Below are 12,941 nucleotides of genomic sequence, written 5' to 3' on the forward strand. Positions count from 1 at the left end.
ATTCTTTTCAGGTGTTTAATGTGATCTGTAATATAATTGTCATCTTAACGACATATTCTAGTACTAAGTCAAAAAAGGTAGAGATTTAAATGGCACAAGCCGAGTTTTCATTGCAGGAAAAAGATAAGAAACGACTGATAAAAGATCGTTTAGTTCGACTTGCAGTGACATCCGGTGGTGTCGGCGTACTCGCGGCGCTTATTTTGATCTTTGTCTACCTCGCCATGGTGATCATTCCGCTTTTTTCTGATGCGGAGATCAAAACCAACCAAGCCATTCGAGCCACTCATATTGAAACACCACTTGCGATTTCAGTGGATGATTACGCTCAGCTCGCGTTCGTTCTAACCCAAAGTGGTGAGATTCAATATTTGTCGATGGACGATCCTACGAAACCTGCGGTGTATACACAGCAAATCGCCCAGAAACCCGTCGCTTTCTCTCAATCTGCTCCTGGGCTAGGTTGGTATGGATTTGTTGATGGGCAGGGTAAAGCGAACCTTTTCAAGCCAGAATTTAATGCTACATTGAGAGAAAATACACGTCCTCCGGAAGTGATTGAGCTAGACACCAGCATGGATCTGACACTAAGTACGCCTCAAGATCCTGTGACTCAGTTTGTATTTGCAGCTTCGACGCCCTTACCAACGGTTGTTTGGCAGACGCAAAGTGGTGAAGTGAAAGCTCGCTGGCAAGTGGCTTCGTCTTTGGGTACGTCTCCTACAACGATCGATTTTACGTTCTCTTCAGGCTTTAATACGCCTCAGCAAATGTTGTTGACACCTGACGGTGAAACGCTTTATTTGCGCGATGGCTCTGAGTTGATCGTGTTAAAGAAAACCGCACGTAAATTTGCTGTGCGAGAGGTGGTCGATCTCACTCAAGGTGATAAGAAGCATTCCGTTCGTACGATAGACTTATTGGCTGGTGCTTACTCGCTTTTGGTGACGCACAACGATGGTCGGGTGTCGCAATGGTTTGATACGCTGCAAGAAGAAAAACGCACGTTAACGCATATTCGTGATTTTAAATTGGCATCAGAGCTTAAGTATTTGTTGCCGGATTCTCATCGAAAAGGATTTTATAGCTTTTACACCAACGGCACGTTGCAAAGCCATTATACAACCAGTGAAAAACTGGTGTTGTTTAAGCGTGCGTACAATCAAGCGCCCGCAATCGCAGCAATGTCTAACAATGAACGCTACTTAATCACTTGGCAAAATAATGCGTTAAATGTTGCGGAAGTGGACAATGCCTATCCGGAAGTTTCATTGTCTTCATTATGGCAAGAAGTGTGGTACGAAGGGTATCCTGAGCCTGAATTTGTGTGGCAATCGACTTCGGCGAGCGATAACTTTGAGGCTAAGTTCAGCCTAGTACCTATTGCGTTTGGAACGATAAAAGCGGCGATGTTTGCGATGCTGTTTTCAGTACCGCTCGCAGTGCTAGGTGCTATTTATACGGCTTACTTTATGTCGCCACGCATGCGTCGTGTAGTAAAACCGTCGATTGAGCTAATGGAAGCACTGCCGACGGTGATCATAGGTTTCCTCGCGGGATTGTGGTTCGCGCCTATTGTCGAAGATCATTTGATTACGATCGTCGTTATGCTGTTTGTTTTGCCCTTGAGCACCATGATTATGGGCGGGCTATGGGCATTAATACCGCAACCTTTGCGGAATCGTCTGCCTAATGGTTGGCATGCTTTAGTGCTCATGCCTGTCATATTGGTACTGATTGGGCTTGGAGTGTGGATTTCGCCTACGATTGAGCAGACGTTCTTTGGTGGCGATATGCGCTTATTCTTAACCGAGCATGGTATTGGTTACGATCAACGCAATGCATTGGTGGTGGGGTTAGCGATGGGGTTTGCTGTTATCCCGACGATTTTTACCATTGCCGAAGATGCCATTTTCTCTGTACCGAAGCATTTATCGGATGGCTCTTTGGCATTAGGGGCCACGCCTTGGCAAACTTTAATCTATGTTGTCTTGCTTACTGCAAGCCCAGGTATTTTTTCTGCCATTATGATGGGCCTGGGACGCGCTGTTGGCGAAACCATGATTGTATTAATGGCAACGGGCAATACGCCATTAATGGATTGGAATATTTTGGAAGGATTGCGCAGCCTGTCGGCGACTATCGCCGTTGAGTTGCCAGAGTCGGAAGTTGGAAGTTCGCATTATCGCCTGCTGTTCCTAGCTGCATTGATTTTATTTGTGTTTACGTTTGCAGTAAACGCGCTTGCGGAGTGGGTTCGTCAGAGACTGAGAGATAAGTACCGTGCGTTGTAATAATGGTTTGAATAAAGAGCGAGTAATAACGTGTTAAATTGGATTCGTTCTGGCGCACCGTGGATATGGCTAACAGGCGGTGCAGTCAGCATCAGTTTGTTGTCGGTATTAGGGTTGTTACTCCTTATCGGCTGGAAAGGCCTGACTTACTTTTGGCCAGCGCCCTTGTATCAGTGGAATGTTGCAGCGCTGACACCTGTACAAGGCGAAGTGCTACATGAAAATACTATTCTGATTGGTCAAGTGTATGAGCGCAGCTTTGTACCGAAGAGTTATTTGCCTGAAAGCGCAGCACAACAGTTAGAAGACGATGAAGATTTTGCCACGCGACTCAGTATCAAAATCGCCAACCGAGAGTTGTATCCCGCCGATTTTATCTCCGTATTGCAAATGCAGTTGGATGAGCCCACGACGCCAGAAGAGTGGGCGGTGATAGAGCGCAGTAGCGGTGGTTATTTCTTTGGTAAGCTGGTGGCGTTTCAAGATGGCGATAATATATACACCAGTGATATTCAATCGATACTAAATAAAAAGCTTGATGATGCAGAAACTCTGCGCCATGAGATTGATTCTTTGGTGGTCGATCAGCTTAAAGAGCTTGGTTGGAAGCTAGAGCAGTTGCGATTAGAAAAGCGCAAGCATGAATTGAATGACACGCTGACAGAAAGCTTCTTAAAGGAAAATCAGACGAAAAAAGAGCAGATAGAAAAAGCGCTTGCGACGTTAGATTTGCAACTTGATGGTTTACGACTTCAGCTCTCTGACTATGCCTTGATTGCCGAGGATATGACGGGGTCACAAGTATCGATTCCGCTCGAAGATATTTTGGACTACTGGTATCCAAACCAAATGTCACTGCCTGATAAAGTCATGCATTGGGGAAAACAGGTTTGGAAGTTTTTATCTGAAGATCCAAGAGAGTCTAACTCCGAAGGAGGCGTGTTCCCTGCGATATTTGGTACGGTTTTCTTAGTACTCATCATGTCGATCATTGTGATGCCACTCGGGGTGATCGCCGCTATCTATCTACATGAATATGCTAAGAATAACGCTCTAACCAGAGTTATTCGTATTGCGGTTATAAACCTAGCGGGTGTTCCATCGATTGTTTATGGCGTGTTTGGTTTAGGTTTCTTCGTTTATACGATTGGTGCCTCTATCGACAACGTATTCTATGCGGAGAAGCTACCGGCACCAACCTTTGGTACGCCGGGTTTGTTATGGTCAGCACTAACTCTTGCCGTGCTGACGCTTCCAGTTGTGATTGTGACGACAGAAGAAGGTTTAACTCGTATTCCGAGCTCAGTACGACATGGCTCTCTGGCACTTGGTGCAACTCAGTTCGAAACGCTATGGCGCGTGGTTTTGCCTATGGCGACGCCAGCTATTATCACAGGTTTGATCCTTGCGATTGCGCGTGCAGCTGGCGAAGTAGCGCCACTGATGCTGGTGGGGGTCGTGAAATTGGCATCCAGTTTACCGGTTGACGGACAATTCCCTTATGTGCATTTGGATAGAAAGTTCATGCATTTAGGTTTTCACATTTACGATGTTGGCTTTCAAACCTCCAACATCGAAGCGGCGCGACCATTAGTTTATGCCACCTCTTTCTTACTCGTGACAGTGATTGTCGGGCTAAACTTAACAGCAATCAGTATTCGCAATAATTTACGAGAAAAATACAGAACGTTAGGACAAGATTAAGTATGTTTAATTTTGATAGTACATTAGGTTATGAGCCACCATTGGACGTTCATAATTTAACGGATGAACAAACAGCCATCTCAATCGAGAACCTTAATCTGTTCTATGGTCAAACTCAGGCGCTGCATGATATTTCGATGCGAATTCCCAAAGGGCGAGTCACCGCTTTTATCGGTCCTTCAGGGTGTGGAAAGTCGACGTTATTACGTTGCATCAATCGCATGAACGACTTAGTGGAAGGGTGTCGAGTCACAGGTAAAGTGCGTCTCCATGGCAAGAATGTTTATCATCCTAATGTCGATGTTGCGACACTTCGACGCCGAGTGGGGATGGTGTTTCAAAGACCTAATCCATTTCCTAAGTCTATTTATGAAAACGTAGTTTATGGCTTACGCTTACAAGGTGTAAAAAACAGCCGCAGTTTAGATGACGCAGTGGAGCGATCCTTGCGCTCGGCGGCGTTGTGGGATGAGGTAAAAGACCGCTTGCATGAGAACGCATTTGGCTTATCTGGGGGGCAGCAACAGCGCTTGGTCATTGCGCGCGCGGTGGCGATTGAGCCGGAAGTCCTGTTATTGGACGAGCCAACATCAGCGTTGGATCCAATCTCAACTTTAACTATTGAAGAGCTTATCAATGAGCTGAAGACTCAATATACTGTGGTTATCGTTACCCATAACATGCAACAAGCGGCGAGAGTGAGCGATCATACTGCATTCATTCATATGGGTAAGTTAATTGAATACTCTGACGCGGACTCGATCTTCACTTCGCCAATGAAGAAACAGACCGAAGATTACATTACGGGTCGCTACGGTTAAGTCGCGACTCTATACGGAATAAGGAACATCATGCACTTTGGACGTCATATTTCAGGACAATTTAACGTAGAGCTAGAATCGATTCGTACTCATGTATTAACCATGGGGGGCTTGGTAGAACAGCAGCTTTCGTATGCTATTCAAGCCTTGCATAAAGAAGACATCGAACTGGCGCGTAAGGTTGTGCGTGACGATCATAAAGTGAATGCGATGGAAGTCTCGATCGATGACGCTTGTACACGCATTATTGCTAAGCGTCAGCCAACGGCAAAAGACTTGCGCTTAATCATGGCTATCATCAAAACGATCACGGATTTAGAACGCATCGGTGATGTGGCGACACGCATTGCTTACGTTGCCATTGAAAGCCCATCATCAAAAGAACGACAATTCCAAGTGTCGTTAGAGCCTCTCTGCCGTCAGGCAATTAATATGCTGCATCAGGTTTTAGATGCGTTTGCCCGCATGGATGTAGAAGCGGCAGCAGAGGTGCATAAACAAGATGACAAACTAGACGCCGAGTATGAAGCGGTGATTCGTCAGTTGATGACTTACATGATGGAAGATCCAAAAAATATCCCTAATATTCTGCAAGTGATGTGGTCGGCACGCGCGATTGAACGCGTGGGGGACCGCTGCCAGAACATCTGTGAATACATTATTTACTTCGTGAAAGGGAAAGATGTACGCCATCTAGGTGATCAAAGTATTGATGACGTACTGAAGTAACTGACTTCAATAAATAGACCAGCTTTTAGGCTGGTCTATTTATTAGAGAGAAGGAAAGCACGTCAATATTTATCAGGAACGAAGGTCTGATCATCAATGGGCGCTCTGACGTAACCTTCTTTATTGAGTTCAGGTAATTCGATGGGTGAGTACTCAAGTGCTTTGTAATCAATCTGGCTTAGTAAATGACTGATACAGTTCAAGCGCGCTTTCTTTTTGTCATCTGAAGGGACGACCCACCAAGGGCAGTTTTTCGTGTCTGTATAGGCAAACATCTTATCTTTTGCTTCCGAATACTCCGCCCAGCGATGACGTGACTCCAAATCCATTGGGCTGAATTTCCAACGTTTGATCGGCGTATTAATTCGACCTAGAAAACGTTTTTCCTGCTCTTCGTCTGAAACCGAAAACCAATACTTAATCAGAATAATCCCAGAGCGTTGCAACATTCTTTCGAATTCAGGACAAGAGCGTAAAAACTCTTCGTATTCATCAGGCGTACAGAACCCCATGACTTTTTCGACACCCGCTCGGTTATACCAACTTCGGTCAAATAAAACGATTTCACCAGCAGATGGTAAATGAGCGACGTAACGTTGGAAGTACCATTGCGTTTTTTCTTTTTCTGTCGGTGCAGGCAGAGCCACTACGCGACAAACACGCGGGTTTAGCTTTTCTGTAATTCGCTTTATCACTCCGCCTTTGCCCGCAGCATCACGGCCTTCAAACAGAACCACCACTTTTAACCCTTTGTGTTTGACCCACTCTTGAAGTTTTACGAGCTCAACTTGAAGGTTTTTGAGCTCCTTTTCGTATTCCTTTTTCTTCAATTTAGACATACACCTTTCCTCACTCCTTGATAAACAATATGTTAGCACTCAAAAGCTATGCGCGTGAGGTTACGGTGGTCTATTTGAGAGCTGCTACGACATCGGTTATGGCTTGTGTACTTGTGATGGGGATTAAAAAATCATCGACATCGGATGCGCCCATTTTGCTTTGTTCAGCAACAAAGGTCATTTGGCTAGGGCGTGTGGTTTTGCCTGACAGATGGATTTCAGGAACTTGAGTGTCTTCTACTAACGCACGTACGTTACTCGCATTAACGCCAGCCCCCGCCATGATTGCTATGCGTCCTTGGGCTTGCTTAACCAAAGCTCTAAGCGCATCGATCCCTTGTGGTGCTGAAGGCGCAAGACCGGAGGTTAAAATACGTTCACAACCTAAGCTGATCACTTCTTCCAAAGTTTTTTCAGCGTCACGACACTGGTCAAAGGCACGATGGAAGGTCACGCCTAAGCCAAGCGCTTGAGCAAATTCACACAGCGCAGCCGCGTAAGGCATATGAATATCACCGTCTTGAGTGAGCACGCCGAACACGACACCGCTCAAGCCTGATTGGTGAGCTGCTTCAATATCCCAACGCATCATTTCGATCTCTTCTGCATTGTAGAAGAAGTCACCTTGGCGTGGGCGGATCATGGCATAAACTGGAACACTCGAAAGCTTAGCCGCTTGCTGCATAAAGCCATAACTGGGTGTTAGTCCGCCTAAAGCCAAAGAGGAGCAAAGTTCAATCCGAGTGGCGCCGCCAGCAATGGCGTAGTGCAGAGATTCAATATTATCAATACAGACTTCTAGGTGAGTAACCACGTTCATTCATCCTGCTAACGTTACAAATAGGTGTTGTGGCTAAGATATTAACAGGGCAAGTAAGCAGAATCTGTATGGAGGGGATGATAAATAGAGGTAAAGTTTACGCTGAAGCGTTACCTCATTTTTGCGGTTTATCTGAAGGAAAAAGAAAGCCCAGAGCAGAGGCTCTGGGCTTTGATAGGACTTTACTTAGACTGATTGGCGTTTGCGGTTTTCCGCATTAGCTTATTGCTTTATATACATCCAACCATCACACCCGTTGAGCTAGGGTGAAGGTCTATTATTTTTTGCCTAGGTCAGCTGCGTGCTCAGATAGGAACGCTGCAACACCTTTTGGAGATGCGTCCATACCTGCTTTACCTTCTTCCCATTGTGCAGGACATACTTCGCCGTGCTTCTGGTGGAAGTTAAGAGCGTCAACCATGCGTAGCATTTCGTCGATGTTACGGCCTAGTGGTAGGTCGTTAACTACTTGGTGACGTACAACGCCTTCTTCGTCGATTAGGAAAGAACCACGGAAAGCAACGCCTGCTTCTGGGTGCTCAACGTCGTAAGCTTTACAGATTTCGTGCTTAACGTCAGCAACTAGTGGGTACTTAACTTGACCGATACCGCCATCTTCGATAGCAGTGTTACGCCATGCGTTGTGAGAGAACTGAGAATCGATAGAAACACCGATTACTTCAACACCTTTAGCTTGGAAGTCAGCTAGACGGTTGTCGAATGCGATTAGCTCAGATGGGCAAACGAAAGTGAAATCTAGTGGGTAGAAGAATACTACTGCTTTCTTACCTTTAGTGAACTCTGCAAAGTTGAAGTTTTCAACGATTTCACCGTTACCTAGAACAGCTGCTGCAGTAAAATCAGGGGCTTGACGACCTACTAGTACCATTTTTTTGCTCCTAAAAAGTATGGTTAGCTCCAAACCGAATTCAGTTGTGTCGGTTTGGTTCGTGTTTGTACGAGACAAACTATAGTACAGATTGTAGTATTGAAAAAAGCGAAATAAATAGATTGAGTTAATCGAAAAAAACGATAATAACAAAACTCTTAACTCGATCACTGGAACGGCGGTAGATACAAATACAATTATGAATAAATGGCCCAGTTTGAAGCAGTTACACTATTTAGTCACACTGCATGAAACAAGACATTTTAGTGACGCTGCAGAGCGTTGTTTTGTCAGTCAGTCGACTTTAAGTAAGGGTATTCAAAACTTAGAGGAATTGATAGGTTGTCCCTTATATGAAAAGAAAGATAAGAAAAGTCCACTGGTTTTTACCCAAACAGGAGAAATGGTAGTAAAGCAGGGGCGAGAGCTGTTAGCAAAAGGGCAAGATTTGGTCGAGCTTGGACGTATGTGCCAAGGCGACGATATGCAAGGCCAGCTAAAAGTAGGATGTATACCAACAATTGCTCCGTTTTTACTGTGTGATTTGGTACAAGAGGTGAACTACCGTTTTCCACAACTGAATCTTTTATTAAGAGAAGACACGACGACAAACTTACTTCAAGCGCTCAGACATGGTGAGCTGGATGTGCTTATTTTAGCGTTACCAGTCGAAATTGATGGCATGGAAAGCCGAGTAGTGGGTAAGGATCCGTTTCGAATGGTTATAAGCGCTAATCAAGCCCAATCGGTCCCTGTGCCGATTCGTTACGCGGATTTACCTGACGAATCCGTCTTTCTACTAGAGAAAGAACATTGCTTAACGGAACATGCGGTATCAGCGTGTAAATTAACAGACAAAGAAAAAATCAATCCGTTTACGGCAACCAGCCTCCATACACTGGTGCAAATGGTTGCGAATGGTTTGGGAACAACGTTCATTCCTCAAATGGCTATCGACCATGGCTTGCTGCATAACCAGAATTTAGTCGTGATCGATCCTCCTGGTAAACAAGCTTATCGCGAAATCGGCTTAGTTTGGCGTCCGAGCTCGTCAAGAACGAAAACATTTAATCAACTTGCAGAAGTCGTTTCAGAGCTGCTTTAGCTATTAGTATTAGCCCTTACTTCTCCATTATTTATCTAAAAGCGCACTGGAAACAGTGCGCTTTCTAGTATTTTATTCTGCTGGTAAACTTTGACTTGTAAAATTTTACAGCTCTTCTTTGATGAAGCTTTCATAAAATAGTGAAATTTCACAATGTTAATTTTACACAAAGCTCTGCATGTCTTGTTTGACCCCTGTTTAAATCCATCTCTTCAGCCCTTGTGAGTACAAGGTGTTTGTTTACCTATCAATATTCATACGCTTGTTTGAAATTATAAAGCGACTTTAAATTTAATGTAATTTTATTACGTAATAACTTACAAAACAAGGCGCTTGATAGATGGTTTTTACCTTGCGGAATAAAACTTTGAATTTTCTGTTTTGTTTATATTAGGGGTTTCACTAAACCCTTTGTTGATATAGCTTATTTAAAGGCCGATACGACTTATGTCTAGATTGAAAATACACGTAGCATTACGCAATCTATCGGCATGGCTAGACGAGTTGAACACAAAGTTAAAGGATGTAATTTGTTGTTCATAACTTACAAATGTAGCTTTACGCTGACTGCCCAAGATTGATAAAGCACGTTAAGGATGAATGATTATGCTTGCTCAGACAGAACAAAAAACACAACAACTAAAGCAAACCCAAGGCATGCTTGAGGTGAATGGAGTCGTTGCTCCAGAACATCAAGCAATTTTCCCTGTTGAAGCCCAAACCTTTTTATCTCTACTGTGTGAAAAATTTGCCGGACGTGTTGAACAGTTGCTGGAAGCAAGAGAAGAGAAGCAAGCACGTATTGATGCTGGTGAGCTACCAGATTTTCTACCAGAGACACAAGACATCCGTGAAGGAAGTTGGAAGATCCTAGGAATCCCACAAGATCTGCAAGATCGCCGTGTGGAGATTACCGGACCAACTGACCGCAAGATGGTGATTAACGCACTGAATGCGAATGTAAAAGTGTTCATGGCAGACTTCGAAGATTCAATGTCTCCTGCATGGAGTAAAGTGCTAGATGGTCAAATTAACTTGCGCGATGCTGTTAATGGCACCATCAGTTACACCAATCCTGGCAATGGCAAACATTATCAGCTGGAAGATGACCCAGCGGTGTTGATCTGCCGTGTTCGCGGCCTTCATTTAAAAGAAAAACACGTTACGTGGCACGGTCAGATCATTCCAGGTGCGCTATTCGATTTCGCTCTGTATTTCTATAACAACTACAAAGCGTTACTTCAAAAAGGCAGCGGTCCTTATTTCTACCTTCCAAAACTGCAATCGCATCACGAAGCGAAGTGGTGGAGCGAAGTGTTCCATTTCACGGAAGACTATTTCGGTTTGGATACAGGCACCATCAAAGCGACTGTGCTGATTGAAACCTTACCAGCGGTATTTGAAATGGACGAGATTCTGTTCTCGCTTAAAGAACACATCGTTGGTTTGAACTGTGGTCGCTGGGATTACATCTTTAGCTACATCAAAACATTGAAAAAACACTCAGACCGAGTACTGCCAGATCGCCAAGTGGTAACGATGGACAAGCCATTCTTAAACGCTTACTCGCGATTATTGGTACGTACTTGCCATAAACGAGGTGCTTTCGCGATGGGAGGAATGGCCGCATTTATCCCAGCTAAAGACCCGAAAGAGAATCAAAAAGTATTAGACAAGATCCAGACTGACAAATCGTTAGAAGCTAACAACGGCCACGACGGTACTTGGGTGGCTCATCCAGGTTTGGCTGACACTGCTATGGAAGTCTTTAGTGCTGTGCTGGGTGAACGCACCAACCAGTTGGATGTGAGCCGTGCAGAGGATGCGCCTATTACAGCAGCTGAACTGCTTGAGCCTTGTGAAGGCGAGCGCACTGAAGGCGGAATGCGCCACAATATTCGCGTTGCGCTGCAATACATCGAAGCTTGGATTTCTGGCAATGGTTGTGTGCCGATTTACGGACTGATGGAAGACGCAGCAACGGCAGAAATCTCACGCGCCTCTATCTGGCAATGGATTCAACACGGCAAGTCGCTAGACAACGGATTAAAGGTCACTAAAGAGCTGTTCGAGCTCTATCTCAAAGAGGAGATTGAAGTCGTGAAGCAAGAAATTGGCGAACAGCGCTACCATGCGGGTCGATTTGAAGAAGCAGCAGACTTAATGGCAAGGCTCACGACGAGCGATGAACTGACCAACTTTTTGACAATTCCTGGTTATGACTACCTGGATTAATAAAGAATAACTGTAACACCAATAACGTGAAGGATTTTCAAGGCAGATAGGGAAGTACTGCCTGAGAACGGAAACTCAACGCACACGCATAAAGTGCAAATTATAAAGAGGGATAGACCAATGACTAACTTAACTCGCCGCCAACAAATTGAAGCTCTTGAAAAAGACTGGGCAACTAATCCACGCTGGAAAAATGTGAAGCGTACTTACACTGCCGAGGAAGTGGTGGAACTGCGTGGCTCTATGGTGCCTGCAAACACAATTGCACAACGTGGTGCAGACAAACTTTGGTCACTGGTCAACGGTAGTGCGAAAAAAGGTTACGTAAACTGTCTTGGTGCGCTAACGGGTGGTCAAGCGGTTCAACAAGCTAAAGCAGGTATTGAAGCGATTTACTTGTCAGGCTGGCAGGTAGCGGCGGATAACAACACCGCCTCGACGATGTATCCAGACCAATCTCTTTACCCAGTAGATTCTGTACCGTCAGTAGTAAAACGCATCAACAACTCATTCCGTCGTGCAGACCAAATTCAGTGGGCTGCTGGTAAGACGCCTGAAGATGAAGGTGGTATTGATTACTTCCTACCTATCGTAGCGGATGCTGAAGCGGGCTTTGGTGGTGTGCTTAACGCTTACGAACTAATGAAATCGATGATCGAAGCCGGTGCCGCGGGCGTTCACTTTGAAGACCAGTTAGCATCGGTGAAAAAGTGTGGTCATATGGGGGGTAAGGTATTAGTTCCTACGCAAGAAGCGGTACAAAAGCTCGTTGCAGCTCGTTTGGCTGCTGACGTAGCGGGTACAACAACATTAGTTATTGCTCGTACTGATGCGAATGCGGCGGATCTCATTACTTCAGATTGCGACCCATATGATAAAGACTTTATTGAAGGTGAGCGTACTCAAGAAGGTTTCTACCGCGTTCGCGCGGGTATCGACCAAGCGATTTCTCGCGGTCTGGCTTACGCACCATATGCAGACTTGATTTGGTGTGAAACGGCTACGCCATGTTTGGAAGAAGCACGTAAGTTTGCAGAAGCAATTCACGCTGAATACCCAGATCAATTGTTGGCGTACAACTGCTCGCCTTCATTCAACTGGGAGAAAAACCTAGATGCAGAAACCATTGCTAAGTTCCAACAAGAGCTTGCAGACATGGGCTACAAGTACCAATTCATCACGCTAGCAGGCATTCACAACATGTGGTTCAACATGTTTGAACTGGCACACGCTTACGCTCAAGGTGAAGGTATGCGTCATTATGTTGAGAAAGTTCAGCGTCCTGAATTCCAAGCGGCTGAAAAAGGTTATACGTTTGTTGCGCACCAACAAGAAGTAGGTACAGGTTACTTCGATAGAATGACCAATACTATCCAAGGTGGTAACTCTTCAGTGACAGCATTGACAGGTTCGACCGAAGAAGACCAATTCTAATTGGCAGAGAAACACTTCCTTAATCAGCGTCAGTAATGGCATTTTGAGCGGCAACCCTGCCGCTCTTTTTT

General features: G+C 44.9%; 9 protein-coding genes and 1 pseudogene. 7 read left to right on the plus strand and 3 right to left on the minus strand.

Going from position 1 to position 12,941, the window contains the following annotated elements; translation table 11 throughout:
* Positions 1–89: 89 nt before the first annotated feature.
* The 4 genes and pseudogenes from R7190_RS16500 (at position 90) to phoU (ending at position 5,548) form a co-directional block, all read left to right on the plus strand.
* A complete protein-coding gene (locus R7190_RS16500; RefSeq protein WP_017820556.1) occupies positions 90–2,294 on the plus strand; it encodes an ABC transporter permease subunit in 2,205 nt (734 codons plus the stop codon).
* A 327-nt stretch (positions 2,295–2,621) separates the two neighbouring features.
* Positions 2,622–3,998: pseudogene (gene pstA, locus R7190_RS16505) on the plus strand (phosphate ABC transporter permease PstA); the annotation flags it as partial.
* Between the two features lie 2 nt (positions 3,999–4,000).
* Positions 4,001–4,819, plus strand: a complete 819-nt coding sequence (pstB, locus tag R7190_RS16510) for a phosphate ABC transporter ATP-binding protein PstB (protein ID WP_005381745.1) — start codon at positions 4,001–4,003, stop codon at positions 4,817–4,819.
* Between the two features lie 30 nt (positions 4,820–4,849).
* Positions 4,850–5,548, plus strand: coding sequence for a phosphate signaling complex protein PhoU (gene phoU, locus R7190_RS16515; RefSeq protein WP_005381744.1), 699 nt, complete (start codon positions 4,850–4,852; stop codon positions 5,546–5,548).
* Positions 5,549–5,610: 62 nt separating this feature from the next.
* Here phoU and ppk2 read toward each other — a convergent pair whose 3' ends face one another.
* The 3 genes from ppk2 to R7190_RS16530 all read right to left on the minus strand — a co-directional run bounded on the left by ppk2 (position 5,611) and on the right by R7190_RS16530 (position 8,096).
* Positions 5,611–6,387, minus strand: a complete 777-nt coding sequence (gene ppk2 / locus R7190_RS16520) for a polyphosphate kinase 2 (RefSeq protein ID WP_005381743.1) — start codon at positions 6,385–6,387, stop codon at positions 5,611–5,613.
* 70 nt (positions 6,388–6,457) lie between these two features.
* Positions 6,458–7,201 carry a copper homeostasis protein CutC gene (locus R7190_RS16525; protein WP_390904736.1) on the minus strand — a complete coding sequence of 248 codons (744 nt, stop codon included), beginning with the start codon at positions 7,199–7,201 and terminating at the stop codon, positions 6,458–6,460.
* Positions 7,202–7,484: 283 nt separating this feature from the next.
* Complete coding sequence (locus R7190_RS16530) at positions 7,485–8,096, minus strand: peroxiredoxin C (protein WP_005381738.1); 612 nt, start codon at positions 8,094–8,096, stop codon at positions 7,485–7,487.
* 199 nt (positions 8,097–8,295) lie between these two features.
* Here R7190_RS16530 and R7190_RS16535 point away from each other — a divergent pair, with 199 nt between their 5' ends.
* The 3 genes from R7190_RS16535 to aceA all read left to right on the plus strand — a co-directional run bounded on the left by R7190_RS16535 (position 8,296) and on the right by aceA (position 12,870).
* On the plus strand, positions 8,296–9,201 hold the full coding sequence (locus R7190_RS16535; RefSeq protein ID WP_005383681.1) for a hydrogen peroxide-inducible genes activator: 906 nt from the start codon (positions 8,296–8,298) through the stop codon (positions 9,199–9,201).
* 606 nt (positions 9,202–9,807) lie between these two features.
* Positions 9,808–11,436: a malate synthase A gene (gene aceB / locus R7190_RS16540; RefSeq protein WP_186584455.1), complete on the plus strand. Its 1,629-nt coding sequence runs from the start codon at positions 9,808–9,810 to the stop codon at positions 11,434–11,436.
* A 120-nt stretch (positions 11,437–11,556) separates the two neighbouring features.
* Positions 11,557–12,870 (plus strand): isocitrate lyase, encoded by a 1,314-nt coding sequence (gene aceA, locus R7190_RS16545; RefSeq protein ID WP_005381733.1) that lies wholly within the window; start codon positions 11,557–11,559, stop codon positions 12,868–12,870.
* The last annotated feature ends 71 nt before the right edge of the window (positions 12,871–12,941 follow it).

It is taken from the genome of Vibrio sp. 1078-1, from assembly GCF_033340475.1.

Coding starts and splice junctions, on each gene's coding strand:
- R7190_RS16535 (WP_005383681.1), top strand. CDS start 8,296: ATGAATAAATGGCCCAGTTTGAAGCAGTTACACTATTTAGTCACACTG.
- phoU (WP_005381744.1), top strand. CDS start 4,850: ATGCACTTTGGACGTCATATTTCAGGACAATTTAACGTAGAGCTAGAA.
- aceB (WP_186584455.1), top strand. CDS start 9,808: ATGCTTGCTCAGACAGAACAAAAAACACAACAACTAAAGCAAACCCAA.
- pstB (WP_005381745.1), top strand. CDS start 4,001: ATGTTTAATTTTGATAGTACATTAGGTTATGAGCCACCATTGGACGTT.
- R7190_RS16530 (WP_005381738.1), bottom strand. CDS start 8,096: ATGGTACTAGTAGGTCGTCAAGCCCCTGATTTTACTGCAGCAGCTGTT.
- aceA (WP_005381733.1), top strand. CDS start 11,557: ATGACTAACTTAACTCGCCGCCAACAAATTGAAGCTCTTGAAAAAGAC.
- R7190_RS16500 (WP_017820556.1), top strand. CDS start 90: ATGGCACAAGCCGAGTTTTCATTGCAGGAAAAAGATAAGAAACGACTG.
- ppk2 (WP_005381743.1), bottom strand. CDS start 6,387: ATGTCTAAATTGAAGAAAAAGGAATACGAAAAGGAGCTCAAAAACCTT.